The organism is Rhodopseudomonas palustris (assembly GCF_003226555.1).
GTDB lineage: Bacteria > Pseudomonadota > Alphaproteobacteria > Rhizobiales > Xanthobacteraceae > Rhodopseudomonas > Rhodopseudomonas palustris_I.
In genome coordinates this window covers 1394565-1414192 of sequence record NZ_QKQS01000023.1, presented here as the reverse complement: position 1 = coordinate 1414192, position 19628 = coordinate 1394565, and the positions used below count along the sequence as shown (strand labels likewise).

18 protein-coding genes and 1 riboswitch are annotated in these 19628 nt (G+C 66.7%); of the genes, 6 read left to right on the top strand and 12 right to left on the bottom strand.

Annotated features, from left to right (window positions below; translation table 11 throughout):
* Positions 1–123 precede the first annotated feature (123 nt).
* Positions 124–702, top strand: a complete 579-nt coding sequence (locus DNX69_RS19080) for a methylated-DNA--[protein]-cysteine S-methyltransferase (protein ID WP_110787475.1) — start codon at positions 124–126, stop codon at positions 700–702.
* On the opposite strand, the gene DNX69_RS19075 is transcribed toward DNX69_RS19080, so the two are convergent.
* From DNX69_RS19075 to DNX69_RS19060, 4 genes are all read right to left on the bottom strand, one after another.
* Complete coding sequence (locus tag DNX69_RS19075; protein ID WP_110787474.1) at positions 699–2135, bottom strand: MATE family efflux transporter; 1437 nt, start codon at positions 2133–2135, stop codon at positions 699–701. The genes DNX69_RS19080 and DNX69_RS19075 overlap by 4 nt on opposite strands.
* Before the next feature lie 110 nt (positions 2136–2245).
* Complete coding sequence (locus tag DNX69_RS19070) at positions 2246–3307, bottom strand: hypothetical protein (RefSeq protein ID WP_110787473.1); 1062 nt, start codon at positions 3305–3307, stop codon at positions 2246–2248.
* A gap of 102 nt (positions 3308–3409) precedes the next feature.
* A complete protein-coding gene (locus DNX69_RS19065) occupies positions 3410–4030 on the bottom strand; it encodes a Uma2 family endonuclease (RefSeq protein WP_110787472.1) in 621 nt (206 codons plus the stop codon).
* Between the two features lie 66 nt (positions 4031–4096).
* Entirely contained in the window at positions 4097–5203 is a 1107-nt protein-coding gene (locus tag DNX69_RS19060) for a 2'-deoxycytidine 5'-triphosphate deaminase (RefSeq protein ID WP_110787471.1), read from the bottom strand.
* Between the two features lie 110 nt (positions 5204–5313).
* Positions 5314–5393: riboswitch (SAM riboswitch) on the top strand.
* Positions 5394–5467: 74 nt separating this feature from the next.
* On the opposite strand from DNX69_RS19060, the gene DNX69_RS19055 reads away from it, so the two are divergent.
* Positions 5468–6679 (top strand): O-succinylhomoserine sulfhydrylase, encoded by a 1212-nt coding sequence (locus DNX69_RS19055; RefSeq protein ID WP_110787470.1) that lies wholly within the window; start codon positions 5468–5470, stop codon positions 6677–6679.
* A 45-nt stretch (positions 6680–6724) separates the two neighbouring features.
* On the opposite strand, the gene DNX69_RS19050 is transcribed toward DNX69_RS19055, so the two are convergent.
* Both DNX69_RS19050 and DNX69_RS19045 read right to left on the bottom strand, forming a co-directional pair.
* Positions 6725–8062, bottom strand: a complete 1338-nt coding sequence (locus DNX69_RS19050; RefSeq protein ID WP_207803162.1) for a sensor histidine kinase — start codon at positions 8060–8062, stop codon at positions 6725–6727.
* Positions 8059–8718, bottom strand: coding sequence for a response regulator (locus DNX69_RS19045; RefSeq protein WP_110787469.1), 660 nt, complete (start codon positions 8716–8718; stop codon positions 8059–8061). Before DNX69_RS19045 ends, DNX69_RS19050 begins: the two co-directional genes overlap by 4 nt.
* A gap of 101 nt (positions 8719–8819) precedes the next feature.
* Here DNX69_RS19045 and dsbD point away from each other — a divergent pair, with 101 nt between their 5' ends.
* The 3 genes from dsbD to DNX69_RS19030 all read left to right on the top strand — a co-directional run bounded on the left by dsbD (position 8820) and on the right by DNX69_RS19030 (position 11933).
* Positions 8820–10616, top strand: coding sequence for a protein-disulfide reductase DsbD (dsbD, locus tag DNX69_RS19040; RefSeq protein WP_110787468.1), 1797 nt, complete (start codon positions 8820–8822; stop codon positions 10614–10616).
* Between the two features lie 23 nt (positions 10617–10639).
* Complete coding sequence (locus DNX69_RS19035; protein WP_110787467.1) at positions 10640–11272, top strand: DsbA family protein; 633 nt, start codon at positions 10640–10642, stop codon at positions 11270–11272.
* A 112-nt stretch (positions 11273–11384) separates the two neighbouring features.
* The gene (locus DNX69_RS19030) at positions 11385–11933 is read left to right on the top strand and encodes a L,D-transpeptidase (protein WP_349626982.1); all 549 of its coding nucleotides are present in this window, start codon (positions 11385–11387) and stop codon (positions 11931–11933) included.
* A gap of 110 nt (positions 11934–12043) precedes the next feature.
* Here the strand turns inward: DNX69_RS19030 and DNX69_RS19025 are convergent, their stop codons facing one another.
* Genes DNX69_RS19025 through DNX69_RS19015 form a run of 3 tightly spaced genes read right to left on the bottom strand, consistent with a single transcriptional unit; the run spans position 12044 to position 15041 of the window.
* On the bottom strand, positions 12044–13000 hold the full coding sequence (locus tag DNX69_RS19025) for an SGNH/GDSL hydrolase family protein (protein ID WP_110787465.1): 957 nt from the start codon (positions 12998–13000) through the stop codon (positions 12044–12046).
* Positions 13000–13764: an SGNH/GDSL hydrolase family protein gene (locus DNX69_RS19020; RefSeq protein WP_425327310.1), complete on the bottom strand. Its 765-nt coding sequence runs from the start codon at positions 13762–13764 to the stop codon at positions 13000–13002. The genes DNX69_RS19025 and DNX69_RS19020 overlap by 1 nt, the downstream gene beginning before the upstream one ends.
* A gap of 11 nt (positions 13765–13775) precedes the next feature.
* Positions 13776–15041 carry an OpgC domain-containing protein gene (locus tag DNX69_RS19015; protein WP_110787463.1) on the bottom strand — a complete coding sequence of 422 codons (1266 nt, stop codon included), beginning with the start codon at positions 15039–15041 and terminating at the stop codon, positions 13776–13778.
* Positions 15042–15291: 250 nt separating this feature from the next.
* Between DNX69_RS19015 and apaG the strand changes: the two genes are divergently transcribed.
* On the top strand, positions 15292–15684 hold the full coding sequence (gene apaG, locus DNX69_RS19010) for a Co2+/Mg2+ efflux protein ApaG (RefSeq protein ID WP_110787462.1): 393 nt from the start codon (positions 15292–15294) through the stop codon (positions 15682–15684).
* Positions 15685–15779: 95 nt separating this feature from the next.
* Here the strand turns inward: apaG and DNX69_RS19005 are convergent, their stop codons facing one another.
* From DNX69_RS19005 to DNX69_RS18995, 3 genes are all read right to left on the bottom strand, one after another.
* Complete coding sequence (locus DNX69_RS19005) at positions 15780–16781, bottom strand: Hsp33 family molecular chaperone (RefSeq protein ID WP_110787461.1); 1002 nt, start codon at positions 16779–16781, stop codon at positions 15780–15782.
* A gap of 308 nt (positions 16782–17089) precedes the next feature.
* The gene (gene argF, locus DNX69_RS19000; RefSeq protein ID WP_110787460.1) at positions 17090–18019 is read right to left on the bottom strand and encodes an ornithine carbamoyltransferase; all 930 of its coding nucleotides are present in this window, start codon (positions 18017–18019) and stop codon (positions 17090–17092) included.
* On the bottom strand, positions 18019–19230 hold the full coding sequence (locus tag DNX69_RS18995; RefSeq protein WP_110787459.1) for an aspartate aminotransferase family protein: 1212 nt from the start codon (positions 19228–19230) through the stop codon (positions 18019–18021). Before DNX69_RS18995 ends, argF begins: the two co-directional genes overlap by 1 nt.
* Positions 19231–19628 lie beyond the last annotated feature (398 nt).

Genomic DNA, 19628 nt, shown 5'->3' with positions numbered 1-19628 from the left:
CAGCGCGGCAGCCGATCGATCGCGACGCGAACTGCGCTGCAGCATGACTTCTGCCCTCCATGGGCGTTAACGATCCGTTAACTTTGTGGATGCGTGTTGCGAGCGGCTTGCTATAGTCCACCTATGGCGGGGGCTGCCTACACGATCTTCGACACCATGATGGGCCGATGCGGGATCGCATGGGACGTCGAAGGCGTGCTCGCGGTGCAGCTTGCCGAAAGCCGCGAGCTCGACACCCGCCGCAGGCTGCTGCGGCTGTGCCCCGACGCCCGGGAAACGGGACCCACGGCCTGGATTCAGCCGGTCATCGACGGCGTTGCCGCGACATTATCCGGCGAACCGTGGGATTTCTCAGACGTCGGCCTCGATCTCGGCGGCATCCCGGCATTCGACTGCAGGGTCTATCAGGCGGTCCGCGCAATCCCGCGCGGTGAGACTGCGACTTTTGCCGACATCGCCAAGCAGCTCCGCGCGTCCGGCGCGGTGCACGCGGTCGGCCAGGCAATCCGCCGCAATCCGTTCGCCCTGATCGTGCCTTGCCATCGCGTCCTGGCTGCCGCAGGCGACACCAGCGGCATTTGCGCCAATGGCGGTGTCATCACCCGGCGCCGCCTGCTGTCGCTCGAAGGCGCATTGGCGAGCAGTGGTCCGACCCTGTTCGACGTGCTGCTGCCGTTCGCCCCGCGGCAAGCCGACCGTTAGACGATGATCGGCACGGCTGCCGGCTTGGGCCCCCAGCGCGTCACCAGCACGCTCAACGCTGACGTCACACCGAGCAACACCATCGAGCCGGCCGCCAGCAGATAGAAGCTGCCGGCGCTGCCATGGTGCTGGATCAGCAGCCAGCCGCCGATGCTGACAAACAGCAGCCGCCCGGTCTGAGCCAGGACCGGACCGAGCACCCGGGCGGCTCCCTGCGCCGAAAAATACATCGAGATCGCCAGCCCGATGAAGGCGTACATCGGCCCGGCGGCGCGCAGATACTGTTCGCCGGCGAGCCGCACCGCGGCATCGTCGGTGAACAGATCGATCCAGAGATACGGGAAGATCGCGATTCCTGTGCCGACCACGCCGACGAACACGAACGACACCAGCCCGGCGACCCAGGCAATCTGCCGCGCGCGCTTCACCCGGCCGGCGCCGATCGCCATGCCGATCATCGGCACCGAGGCGATCCCGACCGCGAATGCGATCGACGTGAGCATGAATTCGAGCCGGCCGCCGATACCGTAGCCGGCCAACACTGCGGTGCCGAAATGCGCCAGCATGTGGGTGAAGATCGTGATGGTCAGCACCGATTGCAGCGGCGAGAAGCACGACACGGCGCCCACTTTGAGAATGTCGAAAAACATTCCACGCTCGATCCGCAAGCCCGCCAGCCGCGGCTTCACGCCGGCGCGGCCGGAGAAGATCACCCAGGCCATCACCGAGGCGCCGATCGTAAACGCGATCAATGTGCCGGCAGCGACGCCTGGCATGCCGAACCGCGGAACCGGCCCGAAGCCGAGGCCGAGCACACCGCCGAGCACGATCTGCAGCATCGCCGCGCTGAGGATCATCAGCGACGGCAGCTTCATATTGCCGGTGCCGCGCAGGATCGCCGCGAACGTGTTCATCAGCCACGGCACCACCGCGCCGGCGAAGAAGATGTGAACGTAGCCGGCCGCTTGGCTCAGCACCGCGCCGCGACCGCCGAGCAGCGCCAGCGCCCGCTCGCCGAACGCCAGCATTCCGACCGTGAACACCAGCCCGAAGCACAGCCCGATCAGCAGCGCGTGCATCGCCAGCGCCGCGGCACGGTCGTCGTCGCCGGAGCCGAGCGCCCGCGCGATCGCCGAGGCGACGCCGCCGCCCATCGCGCCGCCGGACATCGTCATGGTCAGGATCACGAACGGAAACACCAGCGCCATCGCGGCCAGCGCCTCGGTGCCGAGCCGGCCGATATAGGAGGTCTCGGCGACGGCCACGCAGGTCCCGGCGGTCAGAGCCACGACGTTCGGCCAGGACAGCCGCAGCAGCGTCCGCAGGATGCCGTCGTCGAGCAGCGGATTCCTCGGAGGTGGAGGTGTCGGCGCGGGCGGGGCCGGCGCGGCTTGCGCGACCGGTGGCAGCTCCGCCACGGCGATATCGGACATGCATTCCCCCCGGGGCCCGATCTCGGCCGGGCGTCAACCTTCCTATCACCGTTCTCGGCGGACGCGATGCTCGCGTCGCGCATGGCCACCCGCGGGCAGGTGGGAACAGCTCAGCGCACCGTCCACAGCAGCGGCGTCGAGCGGTGATCGCCGGCCAGACTGACGGCGATGCGCCGACCGCATCCGGCAGCGAGCCCCTCGACCAGCCCCTCGAGCACACGAACGCAGGCCGGGTGGCCGTCGGCGACTCCGTCCATCAATTTCCAGTCGGCCTGTCGCAGCTCGAAACCGTCGCCGACGTTCCGCAATTCAGCGTCGTCGCCCTGTGCGGCGAACAACGCCTGCAGCAAGGCGGCGAAGCCGGCGGCATCACGGCTGGAGGGTCCGAGCGCCTGCGCCAGATCGTCGTAAGACTGCATCCCGATCAGCTTGCCGGTGAGGTGCAGCAGATAGCCGCCGTCGAGCGGGCCAAACAACTGCACCGCGATCGGAGCTGCGGTGCGGACATATTCCATCGCGTAGTTGCGGTGGGCCTTCTCCAGCCGCGGCTTCGGCCAGCTGTCGACCGGCAGCGCCGGCGCCATCGCGGGATCGAAAAGCGGCGCTTCGAGATGCCGGGCGAATTGCAGTCGATGATCCGGTTCGAGCGGCTCGTCGGCCTCGTAGTAATAGCCCTCCAGGCCGTCCTGGCCGTCGACGCTCTGCTTGGTGCAGACGAAGCCGAGCTTGAGATTGCCGAGCGCGACGCCGTTGTTGGCGTGCCAGCCGCGCAGCATTGCCTTCGAAACTTCACTGGGCACACCGCAGATCGCGGTACCGCGCCAAATCCAGCGCGGCGGCGGATAGCGGATCCACGCCTTGCGATCGTTCTCGTACATGTATTCGACGTGCACGCCGCCGATCCAGTTCGACAGATAGTGATATTGCGCTGCTGCCACCGCAGGCGGCAGGTGGTCGAGGCCGAGCTTGGCGAGGCCGGCGACGAAGCGCTCCTGCTGCTGGCGGCGAAACACCCGAAACACGAATTCGGCGGCATCGGCCGTGCCACGGCGACTGACCAGAGTGAGGATCAGGCCGGTGAACACGGCATGATACAGATCGGCGATGCCGCGCCATTGCGGATTGGAATGCTGCGGGGTGGTTTGGTCGGCTTGCGCGTCGAAGGCGGGCATCGTCGCTCCCTGGCTGTTGTCATTTTTGGGAGCAGACTAGCGGAGAAGGTGGTGAAGCACAGGCCCTTAAGAGGCAGCGCTGACCGCGCCCGACAACTTGCGCTATTGTGAAAGGCCGCTCATTCCGTCAGGTGGACTTGCATCCGAGACCAATCGCGGCCGGTCGCGGAACTGCAGACCGTCATAGATTTCGGCGAGCGTGAGCCGCACCTGCAATTTCGGCAGCTCGATCGCTGCATCGAGCCCTTTGAACACGCGGTTGGTCCACTGCCGGTCGTCGCCGCGGACATACAAATGAGCGTTCGGCATTTCGGTGTCGACGAACAGAATGTAGTCGAGCGACGGCAGCGTCTGATACTCGGCGAGTTTCACAGTGACGTCGAAGCCACTTGTGGTCGGCGACAACACTTCGACGAGAAGCGTCGGCCTCTCCGCAACCAGCGCGCTGTCGTCCGGCTTGCCGCAATCGACGCCGAGATCCGGCATCCGACGTGTCGTCGGAGACGTCGCAACATAAGTGTCGCCCGTGAAAGTCTGGCAGGGACCACCGCGGACCTGGGCATGGATCGCCGCCGTCAGGTTCACCACGATCGCGTCATGGCGGCGGCCCGCGCCGGCCATCGCGACCACTTCGCCCTCGACCAGTTCGTAGCGCTCCTCCTGCCCGGCCATCCAGGCGAGGAACTGCTCGGCGCTGACCTTTGCGGCGGGCGATGTTTTCATCCGGAAACGATAACATCGGGTCGCGGCACCGCCAAGACGATGCGGCGCGCGCTGCAGCGACGAGCACTACGCCTTAAAATGCTTGCTCAGCTTCAGGCCTTGGGCCTGGTAGTTGGAGCCGATGCGCTGGCCGTATAGCGCGTCGGGGCGCGACAGCATCTTTTCGTAGATCAGGCGGCCGACGATCTGGCCGTGCTCGAGGATGAACGGCACCTCGCGCGAGCGCACTTCCAGCACCGCGCGGGCGCCGGAGCCGCCGGCGCCTTCGTAGCCGAAGCCGGGATCGAAGAAGCCGGCATAATGCACGCGGAATTCGCCGACTAGCGGATCGAACGGCACCATCTCGGCGGCGTAGTCCGGCGGCACCTGGACCGCTTCCTTCGACGCCAGGATGTAGAACTCGCCGGGATCGAGGATCAGCGTGCCGTCCGGCCGCGCCGCGATCGGCTCCCAGAACTCCCCGGCCGCATAGCCGCCGCGGCGGTCGATATCGACCACACCGGTATGGCGCTTGGCGCGGTAGCCGACGAAGCCGTCGGAATTCTCGCCCGACAGGTCGACGCTGAGCGCGACGCCGCCGGTGAGGTCCGCATCGTCGGCATCGACCAGCCGCTCGGCGTCGTGCAGCGCATCGAGCTCGTCCTGCTCCAGCGTCGCCTGGCCGACACGGAAGCGCACCTGCGACAGTCGAGAGCCTTCCCGCAGCAAGACCGGGAAGGTCTTGGGGCTGATCTCGGCATAGAGCGGGCCGTGATAGCCGGCGCCGATCATGTCGAAGCGGCGGGTGCCGTCGGCGATCACCCGGGTGAAGACGTCGAGCCGGCCGGTCGAGCTTTTCGGATTGGCCGCCGCCACGATGTGGCGCGGCAGCGCCAGGCTCTCGAGCAGCGGCACGATGTAGACGCAATTGGTCTCCAGCACCGCGCCGTCCGACAGGTCGATCTCGTGCAGCTTCAGCTCGTCGATCCGCTCGGCGACCGTGCAGTCCGGCCCCGGCAGGAAGCTGGCGCGGACCCGGTAGGCGATCAGCCCGAGCCGCAGATCGAGACTGGCCGGCTGGATCTGGCTCTCGACGAACGGGTATTCCGGCAGGATCAGGCCCGATTCCGTCATCGCCGCGATCATGCGGTCGGGCAGAATTCCGTCGGCGTCGGGCGGCAGGGTGAACGGCACGATGTTGGTCCTTCGGAGCGCAAGCCATGCCCTCCGGGAAACTCAGATACGAGCGTCCACCGCTAGCCGAAGCCCGGCTTGACGGGAAGAGTGCGGAGGATTAAGAGCCCGACTTATCCCGTGGTGATTTGAGCCGGCCGGCTTGCAGCCACGTTAAACAAGTCGCTAAACAGGCCGGGGACGTTGTGGTCCCGGCCCGAGGGTTGATCCCCAGGCCGGTTTTTTTGTGTCCGCATCGTCCGATGTGGGCGCGCTGGAGACCACATGTCCGAGACCAAACCGACCATCCCCGTTCCCGCCACCGCGCATTTCCGCCGCGAAACCCGCCTGGTTCATTCAGGTAGCTTGCGTTCGCAGTTCGGCGAGACCTCCGAGGCGTTGTTCCTGACCCAGGGCTTCGTCTACGACAGCGCCGAGCAATGCGAGGCGCGCTTCACCGGCGACGACGCCGGCTTCCAATATTCGCGGTTCTCCAACCCGACCGTGTTCAGCTTCGAGCAGCGGATGGCCGAATTCGAGGGCGCCGAAGCGGCGCGCGCCACCGCCACCGGCATGGCCGCCGTCACGGCCGCGATCCTGGCGCCGCTGCGCGCCGGCGACCACGTCGTCGCGTCGAAAGCGATGTTCGGCTCGTGTCGCTACATCGTCGAAGATCTGCTGCCGCGCTACGGCATCGAGTCGACGCTGGTCGACGGCCTCGATCTCGACCAGTGGCAGCGGGCGATGCGGCCCAACACCCGGACCTGCTTCCTCGAAAGCCCGACCAACCCGACGCTCGACGTGCTCGACATCGGCGCGATCGCCGAGATCGCCCATGCGGGCGGCGCGCGCCTCGTGGTCGACAACGTGTTCGCCACCCCGATCTGGCAAAGCCCGCTTCAGCTCGGTGCCGACGTCGTGGTGTATTCGGCGACCAAGCACATCGACGGCCAGGGCCGCTGCCTCGGCGGCGTGGTGCTGTCGTCGCAGGCGTTCATCGAAGAGCACATCCAGACCTATCTGCGCCAGACCGGCCCGTCGCTGTCGCCGTTCAACGCCTGGGTGCTGCTGAAGGGCCTGGAGACGCTGGCAATCCGGGTCGAGAAGCAGACCAGCAACGCCGCGGCGATTGCCGATGCGCTGGCCGGACATCCGAAGGTGCCGCGGCTGGTGTATCCGGGCCGCGCCGACCATCCGCAGGCCGCCACCGTCAAGAAGCAGATGGGCGCCGGCTCGACGCTGGTCGGGTTCGAAGTGAAGGGCGGCAAGGCCGAGGCGTTCCGCTTCCTGAACGCGCTGAAGCTGGTGAAGATCAGCAACAATCTCGGCGACGCCAAGAGTCTCGTCACCCACCCGGCCACCACCACGCATCAGCGGCTCAAGCCCGAAGCGCGCGCCGAGCTTGGTATCAGCGAAGGCTTCATCCGCCTCTCCGCCGGCCTCGAGCACAAGGACGATCTGATCGAGGATCTGGTCGCGGCGCTGGAGAAGGTGTGAGCGATCAAGGCCCCGTGTCGTCAATGCGAGGAGCGGAGCGCGAAGCTATCGATCCGACCGGAGCCTGATCTCGGCGCGAAAGCCGGAGCGATCTGTGCGGTTGCCGAGCCGAAGCTCGGCGCCGCTGCGTTCCACCGCGAGCGAGGCGATCGCAAGACCGAGGCCGCTGCCGACCACCGACTTGTTGCGGCCGCGGAAGAAGCGTTGACCGATCTTGTCGAGCTCGTCCGCGGCAACGCCGGGCCCGGTGTCCTCGACCACGATCGAGCCAGGTGTCTCGCCGATCCGCCAACGCGCCTCGCCGCCGGCGGGCATGTATTGCACGGCGTTCTCGTGCAGATTGCGGAGCGCGAGCTCGAGACATTCGCGATTGCCGTTCCACACCACATCGGCAAGCTCGTCGTCGATCGTCACCGCGATGCCATCGGCGCGCGGTGTGGCGCGGACCACCTCCTCGATCAGCGGACGCATCGCAATGCGGGCGCGATCGTCGATCTCGGCATGCGCGTCGAGTCGGGCCAGCGTCAACAATTGCCGCACCAACCTCGTGGCGCGATCGACCGCGAGCAGGATCTGCTGCAAGGCCGCCCGTGATACGGCAGGGTCATTGGCAGCGAGCGCGACCTGAGCCTGGGTCTTGAGCGCGGTCAGCGGGCTACGCAGCTCATGCGCCGCAAAGGCGGTGATCTCCCGCTCGTGCCGCCGAGCCAGCGCGACTTTGTCGAACAGCGTGTTGAGTGCCTGGGTGAGCGGCTTCACCTCCGAAGGCGTGCGACTGGCATCGACGGGGCTCATATCGTCGGCGTCGCGGCGGCCGAGATCCGACGCGATCGTCTGCAGCGGCCGGAGGCCGCGTCCGACACTGATCCAAATCAGCAAGCCGAGCAGCGGCGCAATCAGCAGCGCCGGCCACATCAGCCCTTTGATCAGATCGGTGACCAGCCGGTCGCGCAGCCCGAGCCGATCGCCGACCAGCACGCGAAATCCCTTCTCTGGATCCTCCGCCGCATAGACCCGCCACGCCTCGCCGTCGATCTGTCGCTCCGAAAAGCCCGACGCCTGATCGCTGAGCTTCTGCTCCGGCGCGCCGCCCGAGCGCGCGATCATCCGGCCCTGCACCGACCACACCTGACAGGACAGCTGACGCTCGTAGTTAGCGGGTGACGACGGGGCGGCCATCGACGGCAGCGTTTCCGGAACCTGCCCCTGCATGCTGCCGACCAGCGACACCACCATCCGGGCCGCTTCCTGCAGCCGCGTGTCCAGCACATGCTCGAGTTCGCGCTGGCTCGATGCGTAGATCCACGTCACCGCGGCAAGCCACACCGCGCCGGTGGCGCCGAGCAGGACGAAAAACAGCCGCAGCCGCAGCGATCCGATCATGACGGCGCCATCCGATAGCCGAGGCCGCGGATGGTCTCGATGGTGCTTCGCCCAAGCTTGGCACGTAGATTGTGGATGTGAACTTCGACCGCGTTGCTGTCGACCTCGTCGCCCCAGCCGTACAGCCGCTCTTCGAGCTCGGCCCGCGACCGCACCACGCCGGGCCGCTCCATCAAGGCATGCAGCACCGCGAATTCGCGCCGCGACAACGCCACCGGCGCGCCGCCGAGCGTGGCATTGCCCTCGGCGGGATACAGGCAGATCGGCCCGTGCTCCAGGCAAGTGGTCGCACGGCCGTCGCGGCGGCGAATGATCGCGCGTAGCCGCGCCGAGAGTTCGTCGAGATCGAACGGCTTGCCGAGATAATCGTCGGCGCCGGCGTCGAGCCCGGCAATACGGTCGGCGATCTCGTCCAGCGCGGTGAGCAGCAGCACCGGCGTCGCGTCGCCGCCGCGCCGGATGTCGCGCAGCAGATCGATGCCGCTGCCGTCGGGCAGCATGATGTCGAGCACCACCGCCGAGAATTCATTGGCGGCGAGCGCGCTCCGTGCATCCTCGCAAGTGCCGACGCAATCGATACTCGCACCGGCGAGCGACAGCCCTGCACGAATGCCGTCCGCGATCATCGCATCGTCCTCGATCACCAAGACCCGCATCGATCCATCACCTTTCGGATCCCGACTTGCGACGCCCGCCTTAAGGCTGGCTTAAGCTGGCTGCGGAGACTGCCGGCGTCCGACCCAGCGATCAGGGAACCATGACCGTCCGTCTCTTCCGCCTTCTTGCCTTCGTCGCCGCCCTCGTCGCCGCACAGTCCGCATTCGCCGCGCCGAAGCAATCACCGTTCCGGCTCGGCGTCCAATCGGCAGCCGATGGCGTCACGCTGACCTGGACGATCGCGCCGGGCGTCTATCTGTACCGCGACAAGATCGTGGTGCGGACGCCGGAGGGCACCCAACTCGCGCCGCACTTGCCTGCCGGCGAAACCAAGGACGATCCGAACTTCGGCGTGACCGAAGTCTATCACCGCAGCGTCACCGCGACGATTCCAGCCGCGGCGCTGAACGGCGCCACGCGCTTGACGGTCGGTTACCAGGGCTGCGCCGAACGTGGCATCTGCTACCCGCCGGCGACCGCGAATGTCGACCTTGCGAGCGACACGGTGACGGCGGCGGAGCCAGCCAATGCCCCGCCGCAGATCCAGTGGCCGGACGCACCGGCGCTGACCGAGGCGGACGCTTCGTCGCCACCGGCGGAAGCAACCGCGCCTTCGATGCTGCCGTCGATGACCGAGGGGTGGGCGCCGTTGCTGCTGGCTTTCGCCGGGTTCGGCCTGCTACTGGCGTTCACGCCTTGCGTACTGCCGATGGTACCGATCGTCGCCGGGATGCTGACGCGCGCCGGCCAGGACATCTCGCCGGTTCGCGGCTTTGCGTTGGCGCTGACCTACACTGTGGCGATGGCCAGCGCCTACGCGGCGCTCGGCGTTGCCGCCGCCTGGTCGGGACAGAATCTGCAGGCCGCGTTGCAGACGCCGGCCGCGCTGCTGACGATGGCGGCGATCTATGTCGCGCTGGCGCTGTCCAGCTTCGGCCTGTTCGAGCTGCAATTGCCGGCACGGTTCGGCGACGCGCTGAGCGGTCGCATCAGCGGACGCGCGGGTCCGCTGATCGGCGCAGCGGCACTGGGCTTCACCTCGGCGTTGATCGTCGGGCCGTGCGTGACACCGCCGCTCGCCGCAGCTCTGCTCTACGTGGCGCAGACCGGCGACACCGCCCGCGGTGCCGCCGCGCTGTTCGCGCTCGGCCTCGGCATGGGCTTTCCACTGATCCTGGTCGGCATCTTCGGCGGCGGCATCCTGCCGCGCTCGGGGCCGTGGCTGGTGACGGTGCGCAAGCTGTTCGGCGTCGTCTTCCTGGCGATCGCAACAACGCTGATCGGCCGCATCGTCCCCGGCCCTGTCGGTCTCTTGCTGTGGGCGGCGCTGGCGATCGCAACTGCAGTGTTCTTCGGCGCCTTCGACCGGCTCGGCCGGCAGCACGGCCCGATCTCGCGACTGGCCAAAGCTGGCGGGCTGGCCCTGTTCGTCTACGGCGCGGCATTGATCGTCGGCGCGGCTGCCGGCGCCGACGATCCGCTGCGGCCGCTCGCCACGCTCGGCCAAAGACAGGCGGACGCGGCGGTCGAAGCCCGCACCGTGTCGTCGATCCAAGACATGGACACCGCGATCGCCGACAGTCGCGATCGCGGCAAACCGATCATGATCGACTTCTCGGCCGACTGGTGCACCGCCTGCAAAACGATGGAGCGCACCGTGTTCGCGGCTCCGGAGGTGAAGCGGCGCCTTGCCGGACTCACCGTGATCCGCGCCGACGTCACCGCGACCAATGCCGACACCGCCGCGCTGATGAAGCGGTTCGATGTGATCGGCCCGCCGACCCTGGTGTTTCTCGATCCTCGCCGCGGCGACGAGATCGCCGCCGCCCGCATCACCGGCGAAGTCTCCGCCGACGATTTCACCCGGACACTGCAGCGCCTCGGCGCGCGGTCCTGACCACCATCCTGCAGGAGGAAGATATGAATCGCAGACAGTCGCTGATGATCCTCGGTGCGCTCGCGGCGGTGCCGCTGGTGAAGTATTTCGGCGCGCCGAAGGCCTGGGCCGAGGGAGTGGACGTCGACGCGATCTTGCGCGACCCGGACGCGCCGGAGGCCGGCAACCCGAAGGGCGACGTCACCATCGTGGCCTACTTCGACTACAACTGCCCGTATTGCAAGAAAGCCGAGCCCGACCTCGAGAAGGTGGTGCGCAGCGACGGCAAGATCCGGCTGGTCTACAAGGACTGGCCGATCCTCACCGAGGCTTCGGTCTACGGCGCGCAGATGGCGCTGGGGGCGAAGTATCAGGGCAAGTATCAGGCAGCCCATGATGCGATGATGGCGATCCCCGGCCGCGGCATCTCAAAGGATCAGATGCGCGATGCCGTTGCGGCCTCCGGCGTGGACATGACCAAGCTGCAAAGCGACCTCGCCGCCCATGGCGACGCGATCACCGCATTGCTGCGGCGGACGCTGTCGCAGGCCGACGCGATGGGGCTGCAGGGGACGCCCGTGTATCTGATCGGCCCCTACAAGGTCGCCGCCGCGCTCGACGCCGACGCCTTCAAGAAGGTGGTGGCGCAAGCGCGCGGCCGCCGGACGGCGAAGTAATCGAGGCCGATCACAACAAATGCTGTCCCGCTCTGTACTGGTTCTGGCCATCGCCGCCGTCGCACTCGGCGGTTGCGTGACAACGGAACAAATTCCTTCGCCGACCGCCGCCGTGAGCACCGCGGTCGCGGCCCGCTACGCCGCGATCGACACTGAACAACACCCGATCGCCGGCGTTGCTGCGGACGATCTCGATCCCGCTTACGTCCGTCAGTTGGTCGACTACAGCACCACCGAACCGCCGGGCACCGTGGTGGTCGATCCGCGCAAGCGCTTCCTTTATCTGGTGATGGAGGGCGGCAAGGCGCTGCGCTACGGCGTTGGCGTCGGCAAAGCCGGGCTTGAATTCACCGGCACCGCCGAGGTCGGCCGCAAGGCGGAGTGGCCGCACTGGACGCCGACCCCGAACATGATCGCCCGCGAACCGGAGCGCTACGGAAAATGGGCCAAAGGCATGGACGGGGGAGAGAACAACCCGCTCGGGCCGCGGGCGCTGTATCTCTACAAGAACGGCAGGGACACGCTGTTCCGGATCCACGGCACCACAGAGCCGTGGACGATCGGACACGCGGTGTCGTCCGGCTGCATCCGGATGCTGAACCAGGACGTCATCGATCTGTATGGCCGGGTGCCGAAGGGCGCCAAGGTGGTCGTGCGATAGAACGGTTTCGGGCGACGTTGAAACTGGTTCGGCCGCAGGACACACGCCGCAGCAAGAAGTCGAGATCTCCGATTCTGATCGATCAGAACCGGGCCCTCGATCCACGCGGCTCACATCGGCCGATACGCTGTGACTTCGCCCGGCCCCGCGGTGCCGAGCTTGATCTGACCGACCGAGCGAATGATGCCGTCGCCGAGCAACTGCGCGAAGCAGGCATAGCCCCAGTCGTTCATGTGCAGCCCGTCGGCGATCACGAACTTATCGAACGGCATCGCATACTGCTCGTGCCATTCCTTCATCACTTCGAACCGCGGGAAGATGCCGACGCGGCGCAGCTCGGCGAGCCGGCCGAGCAACTTCACGGTCTTGCCGGCGTTCTCGCCGCGCTCGTTGACGCGAGGCGCGTATTGCGGATCGACCAGCACCACGTCGGCCTGCGACGCCTGGATCACCGAGATCCCCTCTTCCACCAGGCTGGCGGTCTTGTCGGCCGCGAGGTCGTGCAGAATGGCATTGGTACCCACCTGCCAGATCACCAGATCCGGCTTGGCGTCGAGCACCGTGGACTTGAGCCGTTTCATCATGTCGCGGGCGTCCTCGCCGCCGACCCCGCTGTTGATCACGGTGATGGCCGAGCTCGGATAATGACGGCGGAGCTGCGCGGCGAGCCGGTTCGGATAGTTGAAGGCCGGCGAACTCGAGCCGTAGCCTTGCGTCGAGGACGAGCCGAACGCCACGATCACCACCGGCCTGCCTTCGGCCAGCTTATGGGCGACGTGCGGCAGCGTTCCCATCGACTTGGCGCCGCCCTTGGGCGGCAGACACGGCACCCGGGCCAGAATGTCGCCCGCCTGCCGGGCGACGTCCTTGATCTTGTCGAGCGTCTTGCCGGCGATGCCCTTGTGGCGCTCGAGCGCGGCGACATCGATCTCGCCTTGCCCCGGTTGGGGAATGGGATCGGCGGCAACCGCCTGATCCTGCGCCAGGGCGGGCGAGGTCGGCTGCAGGATCAGCATCATCGACAGCAGCGCCGCGGCCGCGGCGGTGAACCGGAAACGAACTCTCATCAACGCTGGATCCTTACCTCCGCCGGATCGGTCTGCGCCGCCTCGATCACGAGCGCCATCAGCGCCCGCGCCAGACAATTGTGGACGCGCAGTGCCAGATCGATCCCAGGCGCCGGGCTGAACAGATCGAATTCGCCGGTCTCGTTCCAGTGGCGCATCAGGGCAAAACGGTCGAACAGCGGAACATCGTGCTCCTGCGCCACCACCCGCATTGCGTCGAGATAGGGCGCCGGATTGATCATGGTCTCGGTGCGGGGACTATACTGCAAATTCATCAAGATCATGTCAGCGCCGGCCTGCTTCACCGCATCGATGCCCTGGCCGAGGGCGGTGCGGAACTCGTCCGGATCGATCGAGCGGATCGCGTCGTAGGTCCCGGTCTGCCAGATCACCAGCACCGGCTTGCGTTCGGCGACCAGGGTCCCGAGCCCGCCGGCCACGTCTACGGCCGTCCGCTTCGGCCGCATCTCGACCGTCACATTGACGGTCACCCCCGGGAACCGATCTCGCAGCAGCGCCTGCAACCTTCCCGGATACGAGCTGTTCTCGGCCGACAGGATGGCCGAGGAACGGCTGCCGACCACCAGGATGTCGAGCTTGCGGGTGGTCTTCAGGGCTGCTGCGACACCCTTCAGCTTGGCTTCGGTCGCGAGCAGATAGGCCGGCGGCACGCAAGAGGGAGTGTCCTGGGCCGCAACGGCCGGAGACGACAGTCCGACCGCCATCAGCAACGCCGCGGCCGCCATCCAACCCAAGCCGGCCATCGCCACGGCCTTCATGCTGCATCGCCTCCCGCGAGGTCGGCATCCGGCGGTGTCCGCGACCCGGCCTTGCTCGCCACATTCTTGTACCACGAGAACAGCCATGCGGCGGCAGACATGATGCAAATCCCTGACAAGCTGACGACAAAATGCAGCAATGCACCGCCTGCAACCTCCGCCAGGATGAAATAGCCGGCGAAAGCGAGAAAGATGCCAATGCAGAAAATCTCCAGCGAGTGCTGACCGCACAGGATCAGCGGCCGCAACCACAGCGAGTTCAGCGCCGGCCAGTCGCGCGGAATGAACCGCACCGTCAGGGCCGCCAGCGCCAGGAAATGCGCGAACCGCAGCACGTCGAGGTTCGGCTTGTCGATCGGATACATCCACTGCTCGAGCCATTTCGGCAGGGTGTGGAACAATTGCGGCGTGTACCAGGTGAGTGTGACATAGAACGCGGCCGCCAGATAAACGGCCGCCAGCCACAGCGTCACTTTCGACGCCAGCACCCGCGACAGCCGCTTGGCTCCGCCCATCGCGCACCAGGCGCCGAACACGAACAGCAGCTGCCAGGCATATGGATTGAACACCCAGGCGCCGCTCGGATAGGCGGTCAGATGCAGGTCGAACTGCCAGGTCGCGGCGTAGAGCAGCGTCGCCAGCGCCAGCGTGGTGTCCGGCCAGCGCCGCATCAGCCACAGGATCGGCGGCAGGAAGAACATCAGCACGATGTACAGCGGCAGCACGTCCATATTGACAGGCCGAAACCGCAGCAGCAGCGCCTGCACGATGGTGACGTCGGGCTGCTTGAGGAAGTCGAGGATGCCCATTTCCTCGGAATACAGCGGGTTCTGGAAGCTGGTCGCGACATAGGAGATCTCGGCCAGAAAGATCGTGAACAGGAAGACGTGGGCGACGTAGATCTGCCAGACCCGCTTCAGGATGCGCGCGGCGGCCACCACGAAGCCGAGCTCGGTCATCGCCTTGCCGTAGACGAACGCGGCGGTGTAGCCGGAGATGAAGATGAAGATCTCGGTCGCGTCCGAGAAGCCGTAATTCCGCAGCGTGAACCACGTCAGCACATTGGCCGGCAGATGGTCGATGAAGATCAGCCACAACGCCAGACCGCGGAACAGGTCGAGCCGCAACTCCCGCTTCGGCACCACCTTGCGCGGCGGCAGGGCCGCCGGCTGCGACGGAGGCTCAGCCGGCTCGGCCGGCGGACCGCCTGCGGGCGGCACAGCTGCGACCGGCTCGACAACGGTGGTGGCGGGAGGAGTCATGCGGCTCCGCTGCGGCGCGGCATGCGCCCGTCGTTGCTATAGCAGCCGCGGCGCCGGCGACGAAGCGTCGGACAGCATCCACGGACGCCCTGACGCAGCATATAAGTTGCCGCTCCGGCGCTCATGCCGGCTAGCCCCGAACTATGTTGAAACCGCGGAGGCGCTGCCGCCACAACCTGAAAATCGTTCCGAACGATTGGTTTCAACAGTGCTTTTCGCTATATTTGCGCCAAAAGTTGGAAGTCGAGCCATGTACCGCGCCGTCACCCGCCGGATTGAAGTGACCGTTGAGCCCAATTACCTGCCTGAGCGTTCCTCGGCGGAGAACCGCCAATATTTTTGGTCCTACACCGTGGTGATCACCAATTCGGGCGAGGAAACCGTGCAACTGCGCACCCGGCATTGGGTGATCACCGACGCCTCCGGCCGCACCCAGGAAGTCCGCGGCGAAGGCGTGGTCGGCGAACAGCCGGTGCTCGCGCCCGGCGAGCGGTTCGAATACACCAGCGGCGTCCCCCTCCCCACCGCCTCCGGCTTCATGGCCGGTCGCTACCAGATGGAAAGCGAAACCGGCGAAACCTTCGAGATCGACGTCCCGGCGTTCTCGCTGGACAGTCCGGAGGGGAAGCGGACGTTGAATTGATCGTGCGCTCGTAGCCTGGGTTGAGCGAAGCGAAACCCAGGAGAGAGTATGCAAGCGGTGATGCGTTTCGCCTTCGGCTCAACGCATCCTACGACTTACTCCACCCCCGCCTCTTGCGGCGTAAATTCGTACACCGATGAACAGAACTCGCAGGTCACCACGACCTTGCCGTCCTTGACCATGTCGGCGCGGTCGGCGGGGGCGAAGCGGGACAGCATGCCGGCGACGGCTTCGCGCGAGCACGAGCATTCCGCCTTCATCGGCAGCGACGAGAACACCCGCACGCCGCGCTCGTGGAACAGCCGGAACAGCAGCCGCTCGCCGGACAGAGCCGGATCGATCAGTTCGACGTCCTCGACGGTGGCGATCAGCGACTGGCCTTCGACCCAGGCATCGTCTTCCTCGACCGTATGGGTGACGGTGCCTTCCGGCGCGTCGCCCGGATGCAGATCGGCCTGACGGGCGCGCTCGGGGCTCTTGGGCAAGAACTGCAGCAGCATGCCGCCGGCGCGCCAGTGATGCCGGCCCCCCTCGCCGCCGCGCCACTCCTCGCCGACCGCGAGCCGCACCCGCGTCGGAATCTGTTCCGAGCGCAGGAAGTATTCGTGCGCGGCTTCCTCCAGCCCGCCGCCGTCCAGAGCGACGAGGCCCTGATAGCGCCGCATGTCCGGGCCCTGGTCGATGGTCATCGCCAGATGGCCGCTGCCGAGCAGCGCGCCGGACGACAGCCCGGGCTCCAGCCGGGCCTCGTCGTAGCGTGCATAAGCGCGCAGCCGGTCGGGCGCCTGGAAGTCGACGATCAGGAACGACACCGGGCCATCGGTCTGGGTCTGCAGGATGAAGCGGCCGTCGAATTTCAGCGACGAGCCGAGCAGCGTCGCCAGCACGATCGCCTCGCCGAGCAGCTTGGCGACAGGGGCCGGATAAGCGTGCTTGGCGAGCAGTTCGTCGAGCGCCGGGCCGAGCTTGGTCAGCCGGCCGCGCAGATCGAGCGGACCGACCTCGAACGGCAGCACGCTGTCGTCGATCGGCACCGCCGACGGCGCACGCACGGAGGGATTGTCGGTGGTCCGGGGATCGGGGCTGTGTGAGGTCATGGGCGCTTATCTGGGGGCGAAGGACGAAGATCGAAAGGGCCGGGCTGGAGGGCGAATGGCAGCGATGCCGCGGAGCAGGCTTTAATCCCCCTCCCCCTTGCGGGGAGGGTGCAAAGGCGGCCTCCGGCCGCCGTCTTAAGAAAGACACGCCGATGCTTTGCATCGGCTTTGCCGTAAGGCCGGTCGGGTGGGGGTAGCCACACGCTCAGTGCTCGCGGCACCCCCACCCCGGCCTCCGCTTCGCTCGGCCGACCCTCCCCGCAAGGGGGAAGGGGACTGCGAGCGCTCCGCTCAAAATGGAGGAGTAACTACGCCACCGCGCCGAGGCACCAGGCCAAAATGCCCTTTTGGGCGTGCAGGCGGTTTTCGGCCTCGTCGAACACCACCGATTGCGGGCCGTCGATCACCTCGTCGGTGACCTCCTCGCCGCGATGCGCCGGCAGGCAGTGCATGAAGATCGCGTCCTTGTGGGCGAGCGACATCAGCTTGGCGTTGACCTGATACGGCTTGAGCAAATTGTGGCGATGTTCGCCGTCCTTGTCGCCCATCGACACCCAGGTGTCGGTGACGACGCAGTCGGCGCCGCGCACGGCTTCCTCCGGATCGGTGCCGATGCTGATCGCCGCGCCGCTGGTCTTGATCCAGTCGCGCAGCGCCTTGCTGGGCGAGAGCTGCGGCGGGGTGGCGATGTTGAGCTTGAACTCGAAGCGCTGCGCGGCGTGGGCGAACGACGCCAGCACGTTGTTGTCGTCGCCGGTCCAGGCCACGGTCGCGCCCTTGATCGAGCCGCGATGCTCCTCGAACGTCATCACGTCGGCCATCACCTGGCACGGATGCGACTTGCGGGTCAGGCCGTTGATCACCGGCACGGTGGCGTTGGCGGCGAGCTCGAGCAGGGCCTCGTGATTGAGGATGCGGATCATGATGATGTCGACGAAGCGCGACAACACCCGCGCGGTGTCGGCGATGGTCTCGCCGCGGCCGAGCTGCATCTCCTGCCCGGTCAGCATGATCGACTCGCCGCCGAGCTGGCGCATGCCGACATCGAACGACACCCGGGTGCGGGTCGACGGCTTGTCGAAGATCATCGCCAGCGTCTTGCCGGCGAGCGGCTTGTCGGCATCGGCGTTCGCCTTGCGCTTCGCCTTCATGGCGACGGCGGCGGCGAGCATGTTGCGCAGTTCCGAGGTCGGCAGCTCGGTGAGATCGAGGAAGTGCCGCGGCATGTTGCTACTCATCACACCGTCTCCTTCTGCGTCGGCTGTCCGGCAAGCGTGACGCAGGCGCGCTCCAATCGCCCGATCGCTTCGTCGAGTTCGGCCTCGCTGACGATCAGCGGCGGCAGCAGGCGCACGACGTTGTCGCTGGCGCCGACGGTGAGCAGCTTCTCGGCCCGCAGCGCCGCGATCAGCTCCGGCGACGGCACCACCGCCTTGAGGCCGAGCAGCAATCCTTCGCCGCGGATCTCGCTGACCACGCGCGGATGCCGATCGACGACGCCGGCGAGCTTCTGCTTCAGCAGCAGCGACATCTTCTTGACGTGGTCGAAGAAGCCCGGCTGCAGCATCACGTCGAGCACCGCGTTGGCGACCGCAACCGCGAGCGGATTGCCGCCGAAAGTCGAGCCGTGCGCGCCCGGCGCCATGCCCTTGGCGGCTTCGGCGGTCGACAGGCAGGCGCCGATCGGGAAACCGCCGCCGAGCGCTTTAGCCAGCGACATGATATCGGGCGCGACGCCGAGCCGCTGATAGGCGAACAGCTCGCCGGTGCGGCCCATGCCGGTCTGCACTTCGTCGAAAATCAAGAGCAGGCCGTGCGCGTCGCACAGCTCGCGCAAGGCCCGGAAGAACGCCGGCTCCGGCGAGCGCACGCCGCCCTCGCCCTGCAGCGGCTCGATCAGGATCGCCGCAGTCTCCGGACCGATCGCAGCCTTCAACGCGTCGATGTCGCCGACCGGAAGCTGGTCGAAGCCTTCGAGCGGCTGGCCGTAGCCTTCCAGGTACTTTGCCGAGCCGGTGGCGGCGAGCGTGCCGAGCGTGCGGCCGTGGAACGCGCCCTCGAAAGTAATCACCCGGGTGCGCTCGGGGTCGCCCTTCGAGAAGTGGTAGTGCCGCGCCATCTTCAGCGCGCACTCGACCGCCTCGGCGCCCGAATTGCAGAAGAACACCTTGTCGGCGAAGCTCTGTTCGCACAGCCGCGCCGCCAGCCTCTCGCCGTCCGGGCTCTTGAACAGGTTGGACATGTGCCACAGTTTGGTCGCCTGCTGCTGCAAGGCTTCGACCAGATACGGGTGGCAATGGCCGAGCGCGTTGACGGCGACGCCGCTGGTGAAATCCAGATAGCGCTCACCATCGGTCCCGTGCAGCCAGACGCCCTCGCCGCGCTCGAACGCGACATCCGCTCGGGCGAAAACCGGGAGGAGATGGGACGTTGAAGCGCTCTGAGACATGGCCGATCCGATCGGAAAAAAGCGGGCCGCCGGCCGGCCGCGTCATGCCCATGACACGAACGCAGTCCGGGACAACGTACCCCGAAAACGAAACGTGCCGCCTTTCCAGGCGGCACGTGGGATTATTCTAGAAGCGTCGAACTCACTGTCAACACGGAGCTTCGACGAAGTGCGGCCAGAAAAGCACTGCTCGTGCTGTTTGTTGTGGCTTGATGGACTCACTCACAGGAGAAGGTGTGGACGCACCGGGTCGGACTCTTGCGCCGGAGTCACGGCATATTGTAGCCTTTTGCCTGTCGGGTACGACATCTCGTGCGCGGTTTGTAATCCATTTCGAGTTCTCGGATGAGGCGTAACGCTGGGGCGGCAAGGGTCGTCCGGCGAGCGCTAAGGGATTC

What these genes read in the sequence shown, in the direction of transcription:
- DNX69_RS19020 (WP_425327310.1), bottom strand. Translation starts at nt 13,764, where the DNA reads ATGGCCGGCTTGGGTTGGATGGCGGCCGCGGCGTTGCTGATGGCGGTC.
- DNX69_RS19065 (WP_110787472.1), bottom strand. Translation starts at nt 4,030, where the DNA reads ATGAAAACATCGCCCGCCGCAAAGGTCAGCGCCGAGCAGTTCCTCGCC.
- DNX69_RS19015 (WP_110787463.1), bottom strand. Translation starts at nt 15,041, where the DNA reads ATGACTCCTCCCGCCACCACCGTTGTCGAGCCGGTCGCAGCTGTGCCG.
- dsbD (WP_110787468.1), top strand. Translation starts at nt 8,820, where the DNA reads ATGACCGTCCGTCTCTTCCGCCTTCTTGCCTTCGTCGCCGCCCTCGTC.
- DNX69_RS19005 (WP_110787461.1), bottom strand. Translation starts at nt 16,781, where the DNA reads ATGACCTCACACAGCCCCGATCCCCGGACCACCGACAATCCCTCCGTG.
- DNX69_RS19055 (WP_110787470.1), top strand. Translation starts at nt 5,468, where the DNA reads ATGTCCGAGACCAAACCGACCATCCCCGTTCCCGCCACCGCGCATTTC.
- argF (WP_110787460.1), bottom strand. Translation starts at nt 18,019, where the DNA reads ATGAGTAGCAACATGCCGCGGCACTTCCTCGATCTCACCGAGCTGCCG.
- DNX69_RS19025 (WP_110787465.1), bottom strand. Translation starts at nt 13,000, where the DNA reads ATGAGAGTTCGTTTCCGGTTCACCGCCGCGGCCGCGGCGCTGCTGTCG.
- DNX69_RS19050 (WP_207803162.1), bottom strand. Translation starts at nt 8,062, where the DNA reads ATGATCGGATCGCTGCGGCTGCGGCTGTTTTTCGTCCTGCTCGGCGCC.
- DNX69_RS19075 (WP_110787474.1), bottom strand. Translation starts at nt 2,135, where the DNA reads ATGTCCGATATCGCCGTGGCGGAGCTGCCACCGGTCGCGCAAGCCGCG.
- DNX69_RS19080 (WP_110787475.1), top strand. Translation starts at nt 124, where the DNA reads ATGGCGGGGGCTGCCTACACGATCTTCGACACCATGATGGGCCGATGC.
- apaG (WP_110787462.1), top strand. Translation starts at nt 15,292, where the DNA reads ATGTACCGCGCCGTCACCCGCCGGATTGAAGTGACCGTTGAGCCCAAT.
- DNX69_RS19035 (WP_110787467.1), top strand. Translation starts at nt 10,640, where the DNA reads ATGAATCGCAGACAGTCGCTGATGATCCTCGGTGCGCTCGCGGCGGTG.
- DNX69_RS19070 (WP_110787473.1), bottom strand. Translation starts at nt 3,307, where the DNA reads ATGCCCGCCTTCGACGCGCAAGCCGACCAAACCACCCCGCAGCATTCC.
- DNX69_RS18995 (WP_110787459.1), bottom strand. Translation starts at nt 19,230, where the DNA reads ATGTCTCAGAGCGCTTCAACGTCCCATCTCCTCCCGGTTTTCGCCCGA.
- DNX69_RS19045 (WP_110787469.1), bottom strand. Translation starts at nt 8,718, where the DNA reads ATGCGGGTCTTGGTGATCGAGGACGATGCGATGATCGCGGACGGCATT.